We start from the raw sequence: 18,799 nt of genomic DNA on the forward strand, positions 1-18,799 counted from the left end.
CGCCGCGCCCGGCTCCGAACTCGGAGCCGGGCGCGGCTCGACGGGCTCCGGCGGCGGCGAGGACGGCGTCCGTGAGTGCGGCGGGCGGGCGTCCGTCGCCGGAGTCCAGTCGAGGCAGGCCGAGTTCGTCGACGGATCGGGTCATCAGGGTCTGGTAACGGAGCGTGCGGGCGAGGAACTTGTCGATCAGGTGGCGTCCCCGGTCGGTTGCCGAGGAGTAGTCGCTCGACGCGTGTATGCGGGTCCGCAGGACCTTGTCGTCCGCTGTGAGCCAGACGGCGGCCGTGTGCGGTGTCCGCAGCGTGGCGACGCGGGTCGGCCAGAGAGCCGATCCTTCCAGGACGAGGCCGCGGCTGCCGGCTGCCGGCGAAGGCGGCTCGGTGGATGCGCCGTCCTCGGTGGATGCGCCGGGCTCGGCGTGCTCGGCGATCAACTGCTCGATGCGAGGCCATAGTCGCTCGTAGTGATCGAGTACTGAGGCGATCAGCTCGTCGAGCGTGAGGGAGTCGTAGTGTTCGGCGACATGCGGCGGCATCTGCCAGTCAGGGGTGTCCCAGGGGCGGCCGGGATGCCGTGCGAGATGGTCGGTCGAGCGGCACTCGAAGCCGAGGCGGTCGGCCAACGCGGCGGCCACGCGGGACTTCCCCGTATGCGAAGTCCCGCCGATCAGGAGCACCCGCGGCGGGGCGGTTCGGTAGGTCATGGCGGGATCGTAGGTCACGCAGGGTGACTGCCGCAGCGCCTGTGGACAACTCTGCGCGACCTCATGAGCCGCCTGTGGAAAGCGAGTTCACTCACCGTCGGCGGGGAGTGCCTGCGGCCGGAGCAGGAACGTCTCGTCGGCGAGACCTCGCAGCACCGCACGCACGGTGTCCTGCACGCTGTGGTGTGTCGAGTCGACCGCATGCGGTTCGTACGGGCCGAGGTCCGCGAACTGGCCGTGCATGAGGCGCAGCGGTTCCTCGTCCGTGAGTGCGTCGGGGCCCCGGTTCGTGCCGCGGTGCAGGGTCACCGCCTCGTCGGGCCGCAGGACGACGTAGTGCAGCGGGATGCCGGTCGCGTCGGCGCGGGTGCGGAACGGCGCGAGGAACCAGGGGCCGACCACGCCGTCCAGGACGACGCGGTAGCCCCCGGCCGCATAGGCGAAGGCCGCCTCGACCAGGGCGTTCATCACGACCTCGTTCTGCCGCGCGGCCTGTGGGAGATACGGGGCCACGACGCCGTTGCGGATGAACGCCCAGAAATCGTCGGAGTGCAGATGCACGCTCGGCGACCGGTCCTCGACGACCATCCGGGCCACGGTGCTCTTTCCGGCGCCGGGCGGTCCGGTCAGTACGATGACTTCGCTCGGGCTCACGCGCATGCGATCAAGACTACGGGCCGCCTCACGCGTACGGGTCGAAGGGAATGTCCGCCGGTTTCGCGCCCGCGAGGTGGTCACCGAAACTGGCGTCCTTCAGGCCGAAGTTGGCGCTGCCGAAGTCGGTCCCGCTGAGCTTGTCGCGCAGCCCTTCGGGGTAGCCCTCCCAGCCCACGAGGGGCGGGAACTGCCAGGATCCCGCGTGGTTCTCGGGCGGTTCGTCGCCGGTCGTGGCGGGGCGGAAGCAGTGGGTGCTCAGGCCGTCCTTGTGGTACACGATCTTCGGGTGGGTGCCGTCCCACTGGATGGCGTCGCGCGCGTGGAGGTCGAACGATCCATGCGCTGAGGTGGCCACGTACTCGGCCTGTCCGCCCTCCGGCGCCCAGACCACCACGTGCTCCCAGTCGTGCCGGTGCCCGCCGAGGCCGCTGCCGGCCACCGCCTGGTCCTTCTCGAAGTAGAGCGCGTACATCACCGCGCACCAGCCGTTGTTGCACTTCGCGCGCGCGTAGCCGTTGGTGTTCTCGAGGTCGGAGGCGTCGTGGCACTGGCCGTTGACGGCGCCGCCCGGTTCGAGACCTGGGGCGGTGGTGCCGTCCGGCGCTATGGCCGGTGTGGGGTAGCAGCCGTCGCCGTCGTAGTCGTAGGCGGGTTGATGGGTCTCTTCGAGCGCATCGGCGTTGCCGGGCAGGCTGCCGGGCGGATCGGCAAGCGCGCTGCCGGGCAGCGCGACGACCAGCGCGAGCGCGCTGCCGACGGTGAACGCGACGGTACGGGCACGTGAGCGGGTACGCACGGACTCCTCCTGATCGGCCGCGGTGTGGGGGTGCGGCGGCATGCTTGGCATGCCCAGATCAGGAGGAGCGAATCCCGGGAACGGACCTGGAGCGGGGCCTAGTTGGGCGCGGAGTCCTCGTCCCATACGTAGGCGTACGGCAGGAGGTCGGTCACCGGCACCTGGATGACGGCGCCGTCGGCCGCCTGCACGATGACCTCGAGGGCGGGATGACAGTCGAGCAGCACCTGGCGGCAGCGGCCGCACGGCGGCATGACCCCGCGTCCGTCGCTGCCGACGGCGACCATGGTGACCAGGTCGTACACACCCTCGGATGCTCCGGCCCCGATGGCGACCAACTCGGCGCACGGCCCGCCCGTGAAGTGATACACGTTCAGACCGGTGACGATCCGCCCGTCCCGGGCGCGCGCGGCGGCCGCCATGGAGTGGTTGTCGCCGCGGCACGCCGTGTCCGCCAAGTGGCTCGCGACCGAGACGAGTTCATGGTCCACCTCGCGCGCGTGGACGGGTGGTGGTTCGCTGTCGGACATGACGCTGTGCTGCCCACTTCCTTGATCGATGACGGAGGCCTCGATTCATACCGTCTTGATCGCGCCTCCGTCGACCAGATAATCCGCGCCCGTGACGCTCGCCGCCAGCGGTGAGGACAAGTAGGCGATGAGGGAAGCGACTTCGGACGGCTCGATCAGTCGTCCCGTGAGCATGCCCATCGTGCCGGGCAGGGCGGCGAGCAGTTGACTCTGCTCCACGTCGAGGGACTTGGCGAGTTCGGCGCCGTAGCCGTCCGGGGCCTCCCACAGGGATGTACGGACCGGCCCCGGCGAGACGGTGTTGACCCGGACGCCCTGCGGGCCGAATTCCTCGGCCAGCGCCTTGCTGAAGGCCGTGAGGGCCGCCTTGGCCGTGGTGTACGTGATGGGCCCCGCGTGCGGCATCCGGGCGCCGTTGGAGGAGACGGACACGACCGCGCCGCGGCCGGCGGCGAGATGCGGCAGCGCGGCCCGCGTGGTCCGCACGGCGGCAAGGAAGTTGAGGTCGAAGGAGTGGCTCCACTGGTCCTCGGTGAAGCTCAGGAAGCCGCCCGTCTGACCCTCTCCCGCGTCACCTCCCCCGACGTTGTTGACCAGGATGTCGAGGCCGCCGAGCTCGGCCACGGCCTCGGCGACGAGCCGCGCCGGGGCATCCGGCTCCGACAGGTCGAGCGGGACGGCCACCGCGCCCGTGGCCTTGAGCTCCGGGGTGACGGTGCGGGCGGCGGCCACGACACGTACGCCCTCGTCGGTCAGGGCAGCGACGGTGGCCAGGCCTATGCCACGGCTCGCACCCGTCACGACGGCGGTCTTTCCGGCGAGCTGCAGATCCATGACGTTCCCCAATCCAGTCGGGACGACTCAGCACCCCGAACCAAAACGAATCATCAATGACGCATCAATGCTAGAATACGCTACATCGTTGTTGCAAGTTGCGAGTGAGCGGCGACACCGGCGTAGCCTGGGTGTTGCCGATCAACTGGACAGGACGAGAGGTTGCCGTGGAACAGGCAAGTGGACAGCGCCCGTTGCGCGCCGACGCCGAGCGCACCGTGCAGGCGATCCTGGAGGCCGCCGAGCGGGTGCTGAGCGCCGACCCCGCGGCCACGATGGAGCAGATCGCCCGCGCGGCCGGCGTGGCACGTACGACGGTGCACCGCCGTTTCACGAGCCGTGACGCCCTGGTGGACGCGCTGGCGGAATGGGCCGCGCGGCAGTTCCACGACGCCGTGGCCAGCGCACACCCCGACTCCGCGCCGCCGCTGGTCGCGCTCTATCAGGTGACCGCCAACGTACTGCGGGTGAAACTCGGTTGGGGTTTCGCGATGGGCAGGAGCGGGCCAGGGAATCCGGAGGTCGACCGGGTGCACGCCGAGGTCATCGAGCAGTGCGGCGGTCTGTTCCGCCGCGCCCAGGAGCACGGCGTGCTGCGGCCGGACGTCGATCCGGAGTGGGCCCGCCGGGTCTACTACGCGCTCATCCACGAGGCGACCCGGGAGAGATCGCACAGCAAAGCCCCCGAGCGGGTCGACGAGCTGGCCACCCGGGTCGTCGACACCCTGCTGCAGGGCGTCGGCCAGGAGGGCCCGCCCCTCACCCGGGACAGCGGCCCCAAGGGCACCCCGCGGTCGTAGCCTCAGCCCTCGCCCGTGGTCACCGAGCGCTCCGGCGAGAAGGCGCCCCAATTGCCGTCCGGGAGGCGGGCCCTGAGCTTGACTCGGTAGGTCTCGCCCGAGGTGCGGCTGATGAAGAAGCTGTGTTTGGCGCGGCCCTTCGGCGCGTCGGCGCCCCAGACCAGGGTGGTCGCCTGACGGCCGTTGAGATGGATCTGGTACTCGGCGACCTCGCCCCCGGTGCGCGGCGGATCCCAGGACAGGTCCAGGTGGTGGGCGCCGTCCTCCTCGTGAGTGGCGACCTTGAAGTCGGCGGGCGCGGTGCCGGCCGCGCTGCCGCCGCCCGCTCCCCCGGTGGTGTGCCGTACGCCCTTGGTGGGCGCGGAGGAATTGTCCGCCGCGTCCCGCGCCTTGACGGTGAACGTGTAGTCCGTGCCCGGCCGCAGTCCTGTGACCAGAGCCGAGGTGGACTCGCCACCGACACTGTGGATGCGCGCTCCACGCTGGTAGACGTCGTACGAGGTGACGTCCTTGCGGTCCTTCGACGGGGTCCAGGTGAGCGTGGCCGCTCGGGGCCCGGCCGCACCGACCCGGAGCCCGGAGGGTGCGGCCGGCGGGGTGTCGTCGGCGGGGGCCGGTGCGCGCATGGTGACGGTCGCCTCGCGGCTGAGCTGCGAGGCATTGCCCCCGGCGTCCAGGGCGCGCACCCGGAAGGTGTAAGTGGCCTTGGGGCGCAGGCCGTTGAGGTCGGCCATGTACTGCTTGCCCGGGAGGGTCTTGACCTTGGTGCGGCCTCGGAAGATCTCGTACTTGTCGACGGCGGTGCCGCCCGATGACTTGTTCCACATCACGTGGACGGAGGTCGCGCTGCCCACGTGCACGGTCAGGCCGCGCGGCGCGGACGGCGGCCGGGCGGCCGGCTTGCCCCCGTCCGAGTCGGCGCCGAACAGCGAGCAGCCGGTCAGGGTGGTCAACGGCAGGCAGAGGGCGACGAGCAGGGCGGGTGCGGTTCGGGCGGTGCGTCGCACGGCGTGCCTTCCGGTCGGCCTTCGCGGCGAGCCGGACGCCCCGGGCGCGAGTGTCCAGCATTGGTCTGGACATGTGTGCCACACATGACCCGTGCACTTCAAGACCCGTACGCCCACTCCGGGGTGCCGGCCGGCAGACACCCCGGAGTCTCACCTCAACTGCCCGCGCGGCGGCGGCAGATCAGCGGCTGTGACGCATCAGCTCAGCGGCTGTAGCGCATCAGCGCGCGGACCATGTGGCAGGTGATGTCCGACGGCGGATGGACGCCGACCAGGTCGGCGGTGGTGCGTATGCGGCGGTTGTCCGCCTGCTCGGCGCGGTACACACCCGAGTCGAGGAGGGCGATGGCCAGGCGCATCGCCTTCAGGCGGCGGTTGTGCGCGATGTACCACTCGCGGGGGCGGCCCGCGGGCAGCGGCTTCTTCACCAACGGCATGTACGGCAGGTCGATCGGCAGGGGTTTCGCCGTGAGAACGGCAGCGGCCATGGGGCATCCTCCTGGGTGGTCGGGGCCCTTCGGACCATCTCGAACACTGCTTCTATTCTACTGCCGACCACTGACAAAAGGCCCTGGCCACAGGGGCGTTGACCGGCGCACCGAGGGCGCGCAGGGGCACCCGCCGGGCGCCGGCGCGCGGTCTACCCTGAGGCCATGGAGATCTGGATCAACCCGGCCTGCTCGAAGTGCCGCAGCGCACTCGGCCTGCTCGACGCGGAGGGCGCCGACTACACGGTGCGCCGCTACCTCGACGACGTACCGACCGAGGACGAGATCCGTGCCGTGCTCGGCAAGCTCGGTCTCGAACCCTGGGACATCACCCGGACCCAGGAGGCCGCCGCCAAGGAGCTCGGGCTCAAGGACCGCGCCGAGTGGCCGCGGGACGAGAGCGGGCGCGACCGGTGGATCGCCGCCCTCGCCGCGCACCCCAAGCTGATCCAGCGCCCGATCATCACCGCCGACGACGGCACGGCCGTGGTGGCCCGTACGGACGAGGCGGTACGGGACGCACTGGGACGCTGAACCGCGCGACTGGGACGCCGAACCGCGCAAGGAGCAGGCTCCGGCCTCAGGGTGCGGTCGACGCCCGTTCCGCCGCGGCCAGGATCTCGGTGATCCGCAGTCCGAGCCGTACGTCGCAGCGATCGGGCTCCCCCGAGGCGGCGGAGGCCAGCAGGGCGTCGACGGCGCGCGCGTAGGCGTCGACCGGACCGTCGCCCCACACCTCGGGCAGCCGCTGCACGCCGTCGGCGCCGCGCAGTTCGATGTCGACACCGCCCGCCTTCGCCGGCGCGGTCAGGCTGAGCGTGACCGTGCTGGAGGCCCCCGAGTCGTGCCGTAGCAGCAGGTGGGTGGTGTCCTCGGGGCCGTCCGCCGCGGTCACCGCGGTGACGTCGCCGAGCACCGGGAGCAGTACGGACAGCGCATGCGGACCGACGTCCCACAAGGCTCCCTTCGCATGGCGCCAGGGCGAGGCCACGGCCGGCTGCTCGGCGTCGCGCGCGTAGATCGAGCCGAGCCACGCTGCGTGCGCGGTGAACCAGTCGTCGCGCAGGGCCTGTTCGGCGAGCCAGGGAAGTACCGCGGACGAGAAGCGCAGCGTGAGGAAGACCACCGATGCGGCCCCGCCCGCCGCGGCCGCATCGACGACCTCGCGCGCGTGGTCGACGGTGGTGGCCACCGGTTTGTCGAGCAGCAGATGGCGTCCCGCGCGTGCGGCGCGGGCGGCGATCGGTGCCTGCACGTCCGGAGGCAGTGCGACGGCCACCGCGTCGACGTCCTCGATGAGGGCGTCCGCCGTCGGGTACGCGCGCGTGGAGAGCGTTTCCGCGAGCGCCTCGGCGGCCTCGGGGCGCCTGCCCCATACGCCGGTCAGTTCCACACCGGGGTGGGCGGCCAGTGCGGGGCCGTGCACCCGTTGCGCCCAAGGGCCCGTTCCGAAGAGTCCGACCCGTGTCTTCCGCTGCATCGTCATGACCCCAGTCTGCGGGGAGTCGCCACAACTCGGTGCGGAGACGTCTCCCTCGGGGCGTGGCACCCGGCCCCGCAAACGGCGGCCCGGCGGCACTCGGCCGTGTATACGACGCACGACGACACCGCGCCCCGCGCGCGCCGTCCGTAACACGCGGTTCACGACCGGGCAACGGCCGGGAAATCGCGCATTGCCAGGCTGCGCCTACAGCGCGGGACACCCGCAGGCGCCCCGCAGCACCCGCAGTGCCCTTCAGAGCCCGCACAGCCCGCAAAGGATGGCGAACGTGACGTTCAAGGCCGAGTACATCTGGATCGACGGCACCGAGCCGACGGCGAAGCTTCGCTCCAAGACGAAGATCATCAGCGGCGCCGTGGCCCCCGCCGACCTGCCCATCTGGGGCTTCGACGGGTCGAGCACCAACCAGGCCAAGGGCCACGCATCGGACTGTGTGCTGCGCCCGGTGTTCTCCTGCCCCGACCCCATCCGCGGCGGCGACGACATCCTCGTCCTGTGCGAGGTCCTCAACACCGACTTCACCCCGCACGAGTCCAACACCCGTGCCGCGCTCGCCGAGGTGGCCGGGCAGTTCGCCGCGCAGGAGCCGATCTTCGGCATCGAGCAGGAATACACCTTCTTCAAGGGGGCGCGGCCGCTCGGCTTCCCCGAGGGCGGGTTCCCGGCCGCGCAGGGCGGCTACTACTGCGGTGTGGGTTCGGACGAGATCTTCGGCCGTGACGTCGTCGAGGCGCACCTGGAGAACTGCCTCAAGGCCGGGCTCGGCATCTCCGGCATCAACGCCGAGGTGATGCCCGGTCAGTGGGAGTTCCAGGTCGGACCGCTCGCGCCGCTCGAGGTCGCCGACCAGCTGTGGGTCGCCCGCTGGCTGCTGTACCGCACGGCCGAGGACTTCGAGGTCTCGGCGACCCTGGACCCGAAGCCGGTCAAGGGCGACTGGAACGGCGCCGGCGCGCACACCAACTTCTCCACCAAGGCCATGCGCGAGGGCTACGACGCGATCATCACGGCCTGCGAGTCGCTCGGCGAGGGCTCCAAGCCCCTCGACCACGTCAAGCTCTACGGCGCCGGAATCGACGACCGGCTCACCGGCCTGCACGAGACCGCGCCCTGGAACGAGTACAGCTACGGCGTCTCCGACCGCGGCGCCTCGGTGCGCATCCCCTGGCAGGTCGAACAGGACGGCAAGGGCTACATCGAGGACCGCCGGCCGAACGCCAACGTCGACCCGTACGTGGTCACCCGGCTGCTCGTCGACACCTGCTGCACGGCGCTCGACAAGGCCGGCCAGGTCTGAGCCTCCACGTGCCCGCCGGCTCAACTCCCCCGGGGCGTCCGCCATGTGCGCGGGCGCCCCGGCGGCGGCTGCGAAGACCCCACCGGCGGCCGGAAGCGCACGGCCCGCGGCCGGAAACGCACGGTGGACGGCCGGATTGTCAGGGACCTCCCAGGGGGCCCTGGGTCCCGGCCACGACTTCTGCTTCAATGGGACCCATGACCGGATACCAGGACACCGCTACGGGGCGCCATGACCTCGAGCCGTTCTGGCCTTCCCGTCAGCACCACGACTTCGACCGGGTGTGTTGCCGCGCGTTGAACGCGCCGGCCCTCTAAAGCCGCTCACCCCGGTCTTCGGTCGGCGCGCAGACGCAAGTCCGTCCTTCGGTACCTCGACGAACCGACGCCTTCCTGCGCGAAGAGAGCTGACTTCCCATGGCGAACACCCGTTCCTTCTCCACCGCGACCGCCCCAGCGTCCCCCACGACGTCCGGCGCAGTGCCGCCCGCGCGGCACCGTCTGCGCGCCGTCGACCGGGACGAGGTGGTGAACGTCGCGGACTTCCTGCCGCCGGGCGCCACCTGGCTGCCCGCGCCCCAGCACACCCTGCCGACCCTGCCCGGCCACCCGCCGATGGTCGGCTATCTGGTACTCGTACCCGCCGACCAGCAGCCCGCCGCGGTGGCGGGCCGGCTGCAGGCACCGGCGTCCACGGCCGCGATCCCGGCCGCCGCGCCGTCCGCCGCCCGGACAGTGCCCGAGCAGTCCGCGGCCGGCCAGGGCACGGCCGATCCGCTGGTCCGTATCGACCCGGTGCAGCGCACGGCGGACGTCGACGGGCGGCCGCTGGACCTCACATATCTGGAGTTCGAGCTGCTCGCCCACCTCGTCGCCCACCCGCAGCGCGTGCACACCCGCGACCACCTGGTCAGCACGGTCTGGGGGTACGGGCACGTGGGCGACGGCCGCACGGTGGACGTGCATGTGGCGCGACTGCGCCGCAAGCTCGGCGCCGAACACCGCCAGGTGATCCGTACGGTGCGCCGCGTCGGCTACAAGTACGCGCCGCCCGCGGGCCGTTGAGCGCCATCCGCACCGGCCCGTAGCGGGCCCGGCGGCGCGTGGCCGGTCCCACCTCACCGGACCGGCCACGCGTCCGCCCGGACCAGCTACGCGTCCGCCCGGACCGGCCGCGCTCTTCCCCGACGGCACACCGGGCACCGGCGGATCTCCTGACAGCAGAACTCCGTGCGCAACACCCCTGTCTGCAGGCAGAGTCGGGGCATGCGACTTCTGATTCTGGGCGGTACCGAATTCGTCGGCCGCGCGGTGGCCGAGGAGGCCACGGCACGGGGCCATGACGTGACGGTCTTCCATCGCGGCCGGCACGCACCGCCCAGCGGCGTCACCGCGCTGCACGGCGACCGCACGTCCCCGGACGGACTCGCCGCACTGGCCGGCGGCGAGTGGGACGCGGTGCTGGACACCTGGTCCGGCGCACCGCGCGCGGTCCGCGACACCGCCCGGCTGCTTGCGGGCCGTACGGCGCACTACCTGTACGTGTCGAGCTGCTCGGTGTACGCCTGGCCGCGTCCCGCGGGCGCGGACGAGAGCGCCCCTGTGGTGGCGGGCTCGGCGGACGCGGAGCAGACCGAGTACGCCGCCGACAAGCGGGGCGGCGAACTGGCCGCGCTCGACGCCTTCGGCGCGGACCGCTCGCTGTTCGCCCGCGCGGGCCTGATCCTCGGGCCGTACGAGAACATCGGGCGGCTGCCCTGGTGGCTCGGGCGGATCGCGGCGGGCGGCCCGGTCCTCGCACCGGGGCCGCGGGACCTGCCGGTGCAGTACATCGACGCGCGTGACCTCGCCGCCTGGCTCGTGGACGCGGCGGCCGCCGGGCTCAGCGGCCCGTACAACCTGGTGGGTCCACAGGGTCACGCCACCATGGGCGGGCTCCTCGACGCCTGCGTACGGGCCACCGGCTCGACCGCCGAGCTGCGCTGGACGGACCCCGAGGTCGTCCTCGCGGCCGGCATCGAGCCCTGGACCCAGCTGCCGGCCTGGCTGCCGGCCGGCACCGAGCTGTACGACGCCCTGTACACGGTCGGGGTCGAGCGGGCCGTGGCCTCGGGGCTGAGCTGCCGTCCGGTCGAGGAGACCGTCGAGGCGACCTGGGCGTGGCTGCGGTCGATCGGCGGCGTCGCACCGCAGCGCCCGGACCGGCCCGTGGTGGGGCTGCCGGCGGAACTCGAGGCGAAGGCGCTGGGCGGCGGGGCGTAGCGGGCGGCTTCCCGCGCCCGCGCGGGACCGCGTACTCCGCATACTCCGCCCACTCGCCCGACCGGGGTGTTGCTGGGTACACCCCAGGTCGGGGTGGGGAACCCCGTGCCCGCACCGGGTCCCGGCGGCGACACTGGACGCACAGCCGGGAGTCCGCGACAGAAGGCAGGGGATCATGAACACTTCGAGGGTGCGCGGCGCCTTGCTCGCCGCGGCACAGGGGCTCGCGCTCGCACTGCTCTCGCTCGGTGTGTCCTTGACCTTGTTCATCCTGACGGTGCTCTCGATGGCGTTCATCCTGCTCGGAGTGGGAGTCTTCACCACTCCGCTGATCCTGAAGCTGGTCAGGGCGCACGCCAATCAGCGCCGGCTGCTCGCCGCCGACTGGTCCGGCGTGCGGATCCCGGTGCCGTACCGGCCGTTCCCCGCCGATCTGCGCTCCGGCGTGACCGGGCAGGTCGAGCAGTGCAGTCTGCTGATGAAGGACCCGGCGACCTGGCGCGACATGAGGTGGCTGGTCACCGACATGACCGGCGGCGCGATCGTGGCGTTCCTGGCGCCCGGCCTGTTCGCGGAAGGCGTCTTCGGGCTGCTGCTGTTCGCCGGGCTGTGGAAGCCGATCGGCACCTACTGGTACGCGTTCATCCGCGTCGACAGCCAGTCCACCGCCGCGCTCGCCGCGCTGCTCGGCTGTGTGTGGATCACCGTGGCGACGTATCTCAATCCACGGATCGTCAAGGCGCACTTCAAGATCGCCCAGGCCTCGCTCGCGCCCGGCCAGGGCGCCGAACTGACCGAGCGCATCGACCGGCTCACCGAGACCAGGCACGACGCGGTCGACAGCTCGGCCGCCGAACTGCGCCGTATCGAGCGGGACCTGCACGACGGAGCACAGGCCAGACTGGTGTCGGTGGGCATGGACCTCGGCACCATCGAGGCGCTGATCGAGAAGGACCCGGCGCAGGCGAAGCAGCTGATCGCCCAGGCGCGGAAGTCCTCCGCCGACGCCCTGACCGAGCTGCGCGACCTGGTCCGCGGCATCCATCCGCCGGTACTCGCCGAACGCGGCGTCGGGGATGCGGTGAAGGCCCTCGCGCTGCGGCTCCCGGTGCCGACCGAAGTGACGGTGGACCTGTCCGGCCGGCCGGACGCGCCGGTCGAGTCGGCGGCGTACTTCGCGATCAGCGAGGTCCTCACGAACGCGGTGAAGCATGCGGGCGCCGAGCGGATCTGGGTCGATCTGCACCACCGCGAGGGGATGCTGCGGGCCGTGGTCACCGACGACGGGCGCGGTGGCGCGGTCGTCGTACCGGGTGGCGGCCTTGGCGGTGTGGAACGGCGGCTCGGTACATTCGACGGCGTCCTGGCCGTCAGCAGCCCCGCGGGCGGTCCCACCATGGTGACCATGGAGATCCCTTGCGCGTTGTCCTAGCCGAAGACCTGTTCCTGCTGCGGGACGGTCTGGTCCGCATGCTGGAGGCTTACGACTTCGAGATCGCGGCCGCGGTCGAGACCGGCCCCGAACTCACCCGGGCGCTCGCCGAGTTGCAGCCGGACGTCGCCGTGGTCGACGTACGGCTGCCGCCCTCGCAGACGGACGAGGGGCTGCAGTGCGCACTCGCCGCGCGCCGGGAGCGGCCCGGGCTTCCGGTCCTGGTCCTGTCCCAGCATGTCGAGCAGCTGTATGCGCGCGAGCTGCTCGCGGACGGCAACGGCGGGGTCGGATATCTGCTCAAGGACCGGGTGTTCGAGGCCGACCAGTTCATCGACGCGGTGCGCCGGGTGGCGTCCGGCGGTACGGCGATGGACCCGCAGGTGATCCAGCAGCTGCTGTCCCGGCGGGCGGCCGACGCGCCGCTCGGCGGTCTGACGCCGCGGGAGGTGGAGGTCCTGGAGCTGATGGCGCAGGGCCGGTCGAACGCGGCGATCGCGGGGCAGCTCTTCGTGACCGAGCGGGCGGTTGCCAAGCACACCTCGAACATCTTCCTGAAGCTCGACCTGCCGGTGTCGGACGACGACAACCGGCGGGTGCTCGCGGTGCTCGCGTATCTGGACCGCGGCGCGAACTGAGGCACTCGCGGCCCGGCTCGCGCGGATTCCCGTGCCGCATGGGCGACTTGGGTACGGATGGCCCTTCTTGCTCCTGGAGGTTGCTCCGAACTTCCCGGGCCGTTGAGACGACGGTGCGCGTGGTGCGTACGTAGCCCCATGGGACGCACATCACGGAAACGATCAACTCTGGCCAACCGGGCCATCGCGGCCTCGGCGGCACTCGTCCTGGGCGGCGGGGGTCTGGTCGCGGTGAATGTCTACGCCTCAGCGGGCGAAGGCAGCGGCCGGCCGTCCGCGCAGGAGAACGGCTCCGGGCGCGGCGGACAGGGCTCACCTGCCACGTCGACCATCGACTGTCCCGAGGCCGCCAACGGCCTCGACGACAACGTGCCCCGCCGGGCCCGCGGCAAGGTGGACCGCGCGCTGGCGGCCATGGACACACAGATCACCGATGCCTATCGGCGGTACGCACAGAATCCGGACCCGGCCCAGCAGGAGGAGCTGCTGGGCTCCCTGCGCAGTCAGCGGGAGGGGTCGATCAAGCAGATCAACCGCGCCATCGAGCGCGCCGGCGGCTCCGCCCCGGGCGGCCTCAGAGGCATGGCCCCTTGCACCATGCGCAACGATGACAACGGCGGCGGGGACGGCCAGAACGGCGGCCAGGACGGCGGTCAGGACGGCGGTCAGGACGGTGGCCAGGGCGAGAACGGCGGCCAGGGCGGCGACGGGGGCGACAACGGCGGCGGCCAGGACAACGGCGGTCAGGCCGGGAACGGCCCGGTCGACGACGACTTCGTCGAGATCGAGTCCGTCGAACCGAACGCGGAGCCGCCCGGGGGCGGCGACAACAACGGCGGCGGCGATGAGGGTGGCGGCGACAACGGCGGCGACGGTGGCGGTGGCAACGGCTCCACCGGCAAGTTCACCACCCAGTGCGGCGTCAACGAGAACGGCCTCTTCAACCCCGACAACGTCATCGTGGCACCCGGCGTGAGCAACGGCGCCCACCACATGCACGACTACGTGGGCAACCAGGCCAACGACGCCTTCGCCAGCGACGACAGTCTCGCCGCGGGCGACACCACCTGCGAGAACGAGGGCGACCGCTCGTCGTACTTCTGGCCCGTACTGCGCGTACAGAACGGCCAGGACGAGCAGGATGCGGGCGCGGACGGCGGCGGCAACGACCAGAACGTCGGCGAGATCCAGACGCCGTCCGAGGTCACCATGGAGTTCGTCGGCAGCCCGGCGGGCGACGTGGTGGAGATGCCGCGCTTCCTGCGCATCATCACCGGTGACGCGAAGGCCTTCACCAACGGCGACGCCAATGCCAACGCCTCCTGGAGCTGCACCGGCTTCGAGGACCGGCAGCTCACGGACAAGTATCCGCTGTGCCCCGAGGGCAGCAGCGTGGTGCGGTCGTTCCGCTTCCAGAGCTGCTGGGACGGGCAGAACACCGACAGTGCCAACCACCGCACCCATGTGTCCTTCGCCGACGACAACGGCCAGTGCCCGGAAGGCTTCCAGGCCATCCCGCAGCTGGTGCAGCGGATCGTCTACGACGTGGCGCCGGAGCGGAACTTCGCGGTGGACTCGTTCCCGGAGCAGCTGCACAAACCGATCACCGACCACGGCGACTTCATCAACGTCTTCGACGAAGACCTGATGGGTGAGGTGGTCTCCTGCATCAACGAGGGGCGTGAGTGCAACTGATGCGAAGGCTGCGACTGCGGCTCACACTGCTGATGCGCCGGGCGATCGTCCGGTGAGCGACGAAGAGGGGCGGCCCGGACGGGCCGCCCCTCTTCGGCTTCCGGGATCCGCCCGGTCAGCTCCCGTGGTGGCCCGAGTGCCCGGAGCCCCCGGGCTTCTCGCCGTGCCCGCCGTCGCCGCCCCCGGAGTGGTGCGTCGACTCCTCCACGTTCCCACCGAGCCGGCCGCGCAGCGCCGTGACCACCTTGCGGTCGCCGACCGCGACCCATTTGCGGCCCACCAGATACGTACCGCCGTAGTCGTTCGCCTCGTTGATCCACTCGCGCTGGCCACGGTCCGTGTCGAAGGTGGTGAGGATGAACCTGCCGTCGTCGTTGCGGCAGTTGGCCTGGCGCAGCTCGGCCGCGTCGGTCTGGATGTTGGGCTTGCAGTGCACCTTGTCGGCGAGCTGCTCGAGGCTGCCCTTCGCCGTCTCGGGCACCTCGTCGCGGGAGTCGTCGGATTCGCCCGAGCCACAGCCCGTCACCAGGGCGAACAGCGCGACGACGGCCACCGTACGGGATCCTGCCTGCAGTCCACGCATGCCCCCATCGTGCCTGTGCCGGGCCTCCCGCGGAGGCGAATCGCCAGGATCCCTCGCACCATTGCCCGCCCCTCGCCGCGTCATTAACGTGCGCGGCGTACGCACCTGTTGGCACCTGGTCCACTTCCGTTGCAGCGTGGGGGCACCCGATGACCGAACTGTCGCGACGCACACTCCTCGGCACCGCCGGAGCGATCGGCGCGAGCGCCGCGCTCTCGCCGTACGCCACGGCCGCGGCCGCGGCCGCAGAGCCCGGACCGGAATCCGGCCGCACCGAAGCAGCGGTGGCGGCCCTGAGACGGCTGCTGCCGGACCACGCCGACCAGATCGCCGTCGAGCAGTTGGACGGCGCGCAGGGCGGGGACCGCTTCCGGGTCGAGGGCGGCACCGGCCGTATCACCGTCGCCGCCACCAGCCCGGCCGCGGCACTGACCGGCGTCCACTGGTACCTCAAGTACACCTGCGGAGCGCACCTTTCGTGGGCGGGCAGTCAGCTCGGCCTCCCGCGGCGGCTGCCCGCACCGGACGGAGCCCTGGAGCGCGCGGCGACGGTGCCGCACCGCTTCGCCTTCAACGACACCCATGACGGCTACACCTCGCCGTACGCGGACTGGGCGCGCTGGGAGCGGATGATCGATCTGCTCGCGCTGCACGGCTGCAACGAGGTCCTGGTCACGGTCGGCCTGGAGGCCGTGTACCACCGGCTCCTCGCGGACTTCGGCTACTCGGACACGGAGGCCCGCACCTGGCTGCCCGCTCCCTCCCACCAGTCCTGGTGGCTGCTGCAGAACATGAGCGGTTACGGCGGGCCACTGAGCCCGGAACTCATCGCGCAGCGGGCCGAGTTGGGCCGGAGGATCACCGACCGGATGCGTGAGCTCGGCATCGCTCCGGTGCTTCCGGGCTACTTCGGCACGGTGCCGGACGGATTCGCGGAGCGCAATCCGGGCGCGGAGACCGTGCCGCAGGGCGACTGGAACGGCCTGAAGCGCCCCGACTGGCTGGATCCGCGTACCGATGTCTTCCAGGACGTGGCGGCCGCCTACTACGGGTACGTGGACGAATTCCTCGGCCCGGTCGGCCAGTTCAAGATGGATCTGCTGCACGAGGGCGGCACGCCCGGGGACGTGCCGGTGCCGGAGGCCGCCCGCGCGGTGGAGCGCGCCCTGCACTCCGCACGGCCCGGCGCCCTGTGGACGATCCTCGGCTGGCAGGAGAACCCGCGCCGCGAGGTGATCGATGCGCTCGACAAGGAGCACCTCCTGATCGTCGACGGCCTCTCGGACCTGGAGACGGTCACCGACCGGGAGAAGGACTGGGGCGGGGTCCCGTACGCCTTCGGCACCATCCCGAACTTCGGCGGGCGCACCACGATCGGCGCCAAGACGCACCAGTGGGCGGAGCGGTTCACCGAGTGGCGGGACCGTGCGGGGTCGGCCCTTGTGGGGACCGCGTACATGCCGGAGGCGGCGGAGCGGGATCCGGCGGCCTTCGAGCTGTTCTCCGAACTGGCCTGGCGCGAGGAGCCGGTGGACCGCGCCGCCTGGTTCGACGGGTACGCGGACCTGCGCTACGGCGGCCGTGACCGGGACGCGCGGCGGGCCTTCGCGGTGCTCCGCGAGACGGCGTACCGCATCACCAGCAAGGACGGGCGGCCGCACGACTCGGTGTTCGCCGCGCGCCCGAGCCTGGCGGCCCGCTCCGGCACCAACTACGCCACGCACACACCGGCCTTCGACCCGGGCGACTTCGACAAGGCGTTCGCCGCACTGCTCGGCGTACGGGAGCCGCTGCGCCGCTCGGACGCCTACCGGCACGATCTCACCGACCTGGGCCGGCAGGTGCTCGCCAACCGTTCCTGGCAGCTGATCCCGCAGCTGGAGTCGGCGTACCAGAGCGGCGATGCGGCCGGCTTCCGTGCGCTGTCCCGGCTGTGGCTGCGGCTGATGACGCTCGGCGACGAGATGGCCGGCTCGCACCGGTCCTTCCTGCTCGGCCCGTGGATCGACGACGCCCGCCGCGCCGGCACCTCGGCCAAGGAGAGCGACCACCTGGAGGAGACCGCCCGCACCCTGATCACCACCTGGGCCGACCGGCCCACGGCGGACGGCGGGAAGCTCGCCAACTACGCGAACCGCGACTGGCACGGCCTGATCGGCGACTTCCATCTGCCGCAGTGGAAGGCCTACTTGGACGAGCTGGAGGACGCGCTCGCGGCGGGCCGAGAGCCGAAGGAGTTCGACTGGTACGCGATCGAGGAGCCGTTCCGCCGGCAGCGCAAGGACTATCCGCTGCGTCCGCCGAACGACGCCCACCGGACCGCACGCCGGGTGTACGAGGTGCTGTCCCGCGCCCCGTACCAGGGGACGGTGGATGTGCTGGCCGATCCCGCGCAGCTCCCGCCGGGCGGCCACGCGCGCGTGCATGCCGATTTCCGCAATGTCAACGGCCTGCGGGCCACCGGTCGCGTCGACTTCTCGCTGCGGGGTCCGGATGCCGAACCCGAGGGCGAGGAGAGTCTGCCGTCCGTGCCGGCGGCGGGCGACGGCCGGGTGACCTGGCGGGTGTCCGCGCCGGACGAGCCGCTCGCCTCGCCGCTGCGCCCGCTGCCGTACACCCTGACCACGTCGTACGGACCGGCCGGCGAGCAGCGCGTGCGCAGCAGGGTCGAGGGGAATCTGTACGTGGCCGGGCCGCTGGGCGAGGGGTGGCGGACGTACACGAACAACGGGGCGGTGTTCGGCCGGCTCGAGGACCGGTTCGCGGTGAACGGGGCGGGCCAGGACCTGTGGAAGGCGACCGCCGAGTTCGGTGCCGCCTATCGGCCGGGGGCGCTGCGGGACGGCGGCGCTGCCACCGTCCGGGTCGACGAGCAGGAGGCGACCGGCGCCTGGGCGCGGGCGGGCCTGATCGTCCGCAATGCGCTCGACACCGAAGGGTCGGCCGGCTTCGCCAATCTGTCGGTGACGCCGTCGAACGGTGTGGTCCTCTCGTACGACACGAACGGGGACGGCACCCTCGACAAGTACGAGCAGTTGACCGGGATCGCGGCGCCGGTGACGCTGCGTCTGACGCGTGCGGACGGGGCTCTGACCGCCGAGTGCTCGACGGACGACGGGGACAGCTGGCGGACGGTCGCCACGGTGACGGTGCCGGGGGCGGACGAGGCGCAGGACGTGGGTCTGTTCATGACGGCCACGCATGGCGGCAGCGGGGCGCGCGGCACGGTGGAGTTCAGCGGCTGGTCGCTCTCCTGACGCCGGTGAACTCGCGTGGCCGGACACCCAGTTCGGGGTCCACGCGCGCGTGGAGGGTTCGAGTGACCATCGGACGATTCGCTCGTTCTGCTGAATGTGAGCTCACCGGACGACGTCACCCAGGCCGCCCCTGAAGTCCTCGAAGCCCCGGAAGCGGGCTCCGTGATCGATGCGGAGCAGGCCGAGGCCGTGCTCGTCGAGCACTACCCACGGCTCGTGCGGCTCGGCTATCTGGTGCTCCCGCCGGCGCTCGGCCGCAGCCGCCGGGTGCTGCGGGCGCACGCCCTGGCGCAGCGCGCGCTGCCGCGCGGCCGCGGCCC

Annotated in this window: 18 protein-coding genes and 1 pseudogene; 10 read left to right on the forward strand and 9 right to left on the reverse strand. The window is 71.8% G+C overall.

Annotated features, from left to right (window positions below):
• The 5 genes from DY218_RS12990 to DY218_RS13010 all read right to left on the reverse strand — a co-directional run.
• A partial coding sequence (locus tag DY218_RS12990; protein ID WP_128556144.1) for a hypothetical protein occupies positions 1-703 on the reverse strand: 703 nt, incomplete at its 3' end.
• Positions 704-790: 87 nt separating this feature from the next.
• On the reverse strand, positions 791-1,363 hold the full coding sequence (locus tag DY218_RS12995) for an AAA family ATPase (protein ID WP_128556145.1): 573 nt from the start codon (positions 1,361-1,363) through the stop codon (positions 791-793).
• Positions 1,364-1,385: 22 nt separating this feature from the next.
• Complete coding sequence (locus DY218_RS13000; RefSeq protein ID WP_128556146.1) at positions 1,386-2,156, reverse strand: NPP1 family protein; 771 nt, start codon at positions 2,154-2,156, stop codon at positions 1,386-1,388.
• 98 nt (positions 2,157-2,254) lie between these two features.
• Entirely contained in the window at positions 2,255-2,686 is a 432-nt protein-coding gene (locus DY218_RS13005; RefSeq protein WP_128556147.1) for a cytidine deaminase family protein, read from the reverse strand.
• A gap of 45 nt (positions 2,687-2,731) precedes the next feature.
• Complete coding sequence (locus DY218_RS13010) at positions 2,732-3,520, reverse strand: oxidoreductase (protein ID WP_128556148.1); 789 nt, start codon at positions 3,518-3,520, stop codon at positions 2,732-2,734.
• Between the two features lie 167 nt (positions 3,521-3,687).
• Between DY218_RS13010 and DY218_RS13015 the strand changes: the two genes are divergently transcribed.
• The gene (locus tag DY218_RS13015; RefSeq protein ID WP_128556149.1) at positions 3,688-4,320 is read left to right on the forward strand and encodes a TetR/AcrR family transcriptional regulator; all 633 of its coding nucleotides are present in this window, start codon (positions 3,688-3,690) and stop codon (positions 4,318-4,320) included.
• Positions 4,321-4,322: 2 nt separating this feature from the next.
• Here DY218_RS13015 and DY218_RS13020 read toward each other — a convergent pair whose 3' ends face one another.
• Entirely contained in the window at positions 4,323-5,327 is a 1,005-nt protein-coding gene (locus tag DY218_RS13020) for a fibronectin type III domain-containing protein (protein WP_199566716.1), read from the reverse strand.
• Between the two features lie 203 nt (positions 5,328-5,530).
• Positions 5,531-5,815 (reverse strand): hypothetical protein, encoded by a 285-nt coding sequence (locus tag DY218_RS13025; RefSeq protein WP_128556150.1) that lies wholly within the window; start codon positions 5,813-5,815, stop codon positions 5,531-5,533.
• Positions 5,816-5,980: 165 nt separating this feature from the next.
• Here DY218_RS13025 and DY218_RS13030 point away from each other — a divergent pair, with 165 nt between their 5' ends.
• Positions 5,981-6,349 (forward strand): arsenate reductase family protein, encoded by a 369-nt coding sequence (locus DY218_RS13030; RefSeq protein WP_128556151.1) that lies wholly within the window; start codon positions 5,981-5,983, stop codon positions 6,347-6,349.
• 46 nt (positions 6,350-6,395) lie between these two features.
• Here the strand turns inward: DY218_RS13030 and DY218_RS13035 are convergent, their stop codons facing one another.
• Entirely contained in the window at positions 6,396-7,301 is a 906-nt protein-coding gene (locus DY218_RS13035) for a Gfo/Idh/MocA family protein (RefSeq protein WP_128556152.1), read from the reverse strand.
• 283 nt (positions 7,302-7,584) lie between these two features.
• Between DY218_RS13035 and glnII the strand changes: the two genes are divergently transcribed.
• The 6 genes from glnII to DY218_RS13065 all read left to right on the forward strand — a co-directional run bounded on the left by glnII (position 7,585) and on the right by DY218_RS13065 (position 14,639).
• Positions 7,585-8,613 carry a glutamine synthetase gene (gene glnII, locus DY218_RS13040; protein ID WP_128556153.1) on the forward strand — a complete coding sequence of 343 codons (1,029 nt, stop codon included), beginning with the start codon at positions 7,585-7,587 and terminating at the stop codon, positions 8,611-8,613.
• A 416-nt stretch (positions 8,614-9,029) separates the two neighbouring features.
• Positions 9,030-9,677 carry a winged helix-turn-helix domain-containing protein gene (locus DY218_RS13045; protein WP_128556154.1) on the forward strand — a complete coding sequence of 216 codons (648 nt, stop codon included), beginning with the start codon at positions 9,030-9,032 and terminating at the stop codon, positions 9,675-9,677.
• Between the two features lie 201 nt (positions 9,678-9,878).
• Positions 9,879-10,874 carry an NAD-dependent epimerase/dehydratase family protein gene (locus DY218_RS13050; RefSeq protein WP_128556155.1) on the forward strand — a complete coding sequence of 332 codons (996 nt, stop codon included), beginning with the start codon at positions 9,879-9,881 and terminating at the stop codon, positions 10,872-10,874.
• 175 nt (positions 10,875-11,049) lie between these two features.
• A complete protein-coding gene (locus tag DY218_RS13055) occupies positions 11,050-12,306 on the forward strand; it encodes a sensor histidine kinase (protein ID WP_128556156.1) in 1,257 nt (418 codons plus the stop codon).
• Positions 12,291-12,944, forward strand: a complete 654-nt coding sequence (locus DY218_RS13060) for a response regulator transcription factor (RefSeq protein ID WP_128556157.1) — start codon at positions 12,291-12,293, stop codon at positions 12,942-12,944. The genes DY218_RS13055 and DY218_RS13060 overlap by 16 nt, the downstream gene beginning before the upstream one ends.
• Before the next feature lie 138 nt (positions 12,945-13,082).
• A complete protein-coding gene (locus DY218_RS13065) occupies positions 13,083-14,639 on the forward strand; it encodes a DUF1996 domain-containing protein (RefSeq protein WP_128556158.1) in 1,557 nt (518 codons plus the stop codon).
• 115 nt (positions 14,640-14,754) lie between these two features.
• On the opposite strand, the gene DY218_RS13070 is transcribed toward DY218_RS13065, so the two are convergent.
• Entirely contained in the window at positions 14,755-15,222 is a 468-nt protein-coding gene (locus DY218_RS13070; RefSeq protein WP_128556159.1) for a hypothetical protein, read from the reverse strand.
• Positions 15,223-15,371: 149 nt separating this feature from the next.
• Here DY218_RS13070 and DY218_RS13075 point away from each other — a divergent pair, with 149 nt between their 5' ends.
• Both DY218_RS13075 and DY218_RS13080 read left to right on the forward strand, forming a co-directional pair.
• Entirely contained in the window at positions 15,372-18,479 is a 3,108-nt protein-coding gene (locus DY218_RS13075) for an alpha-N-acetylglucosaminidase (protein ID WP_128556160.1), read from the forward strand.
• 87 nt (positions 18,480-18,566) lie between these two features.
• Positions 18,567-18,799: pseudogene (locus DY218_RS13080) on the forward strand (hypothetical protein); the annotation flags it as partial.

It is taken from the genome of Streptomyces triticagri (assembly GCF_003429565.1).
GTDB lineage: Bacteria > Actinomycetota > Actinomycetes > Streptomycetales > Streptomycetaceae > Streptomyces > Streptomyces triticagri.

What these genes read in the sequence shown, in the direction of transcription:
- DY218_RS12995 (WP_128556145.1), bottom strand. Translation starts at nt 1,363, where the DNA reads ATGCGCGTGAGCCCGAGCGAAGTCATCGTACTGACCGGACCGCCCGGC.
- DY218_RS13005 (WP_128556147.1), bottom strand. Translation starts at nt 2,686, where the DNA reads ATGTCCGACAGCGAACCACCACCCGTCCACGCGCGCGAGGTGGACCAT.
- DY218_RS13010 (WP_128556148.1), bottom strand. Translation starts at nt 3,520, where the DNA reads ATGGATCTGCAGCTCGCCGGAAAGACCGCCGTCGTGACGGGTGCGAGC.
- DY218_RS13025 (WP_128556150.1), bottom strand. Translation starts at nt 5,815, where the DNA reads ATGGCCGCTGCCGTTCTCACGGCGAAACCCCTGCCGATCGACCTGCCG.
- DY218_RS13030 (WP_128556151.1), top strand. Translation starts at nt 5,981, where the DNA reads ATGGAGATCTGGATCAACCCGGCCTGCTCGAAGTGCCGCAGCGCACTC.
- DY218_RS13035 (WP_128556152.1), bottom strand. Translation starts at nt 7,301, where the DNA reads ATGACGATGCAGCGGAAGACACGGGTCGGACTCTTCGGAACGGGCCCT.
- DY218_RS13045 (WP_128556154.1), top strand. Translation starts at nt 9,030, where the DNA reads ATGGCGAACACCCGTTCCTTCTCCACCGCGACCGCCCCAGCGTCCCCC.
- DY218_RS13050 (WP_128556155.1), top strand. Translation starts at nt 9,879, where the DNA reads ATGCGACTTCTGATTCTGGGCGGTACCGAATTCGTCGGCCGCGCGGTG.
- DY218_RS13055 (WP_128556156.1), top strand. Translation starts at nt 11,050, where the DNA reads ATGAACACTTCGAGGGTGCGCGGCGCCTTGCTCGCCGCGGCACAGGGG.
- DY218_RS13065 (WP_128556158.1), top strand. Translation starts at nt 13,083, where the DNA reads ATGGGACGCACATCACGGAAACGATCAACTCTGGCCAACCGGGCCATC.
- DY218_RS13070 (WP_128556159.1), bottom strand. Translation starts at nt 15,222, where the DNA reads ATGCGTGGACTGCAGGCAGGATCCCGTACGGTGGCCGTCGTCGCGCTG.
- DY218_RS13075 (WP_128556160.1), top strand. Translation starts at nt 15,372, where the DNA reads ATGACCGAACTGTCGCGACGCACACTCCTCGGCACCGCCGGAGCGATC.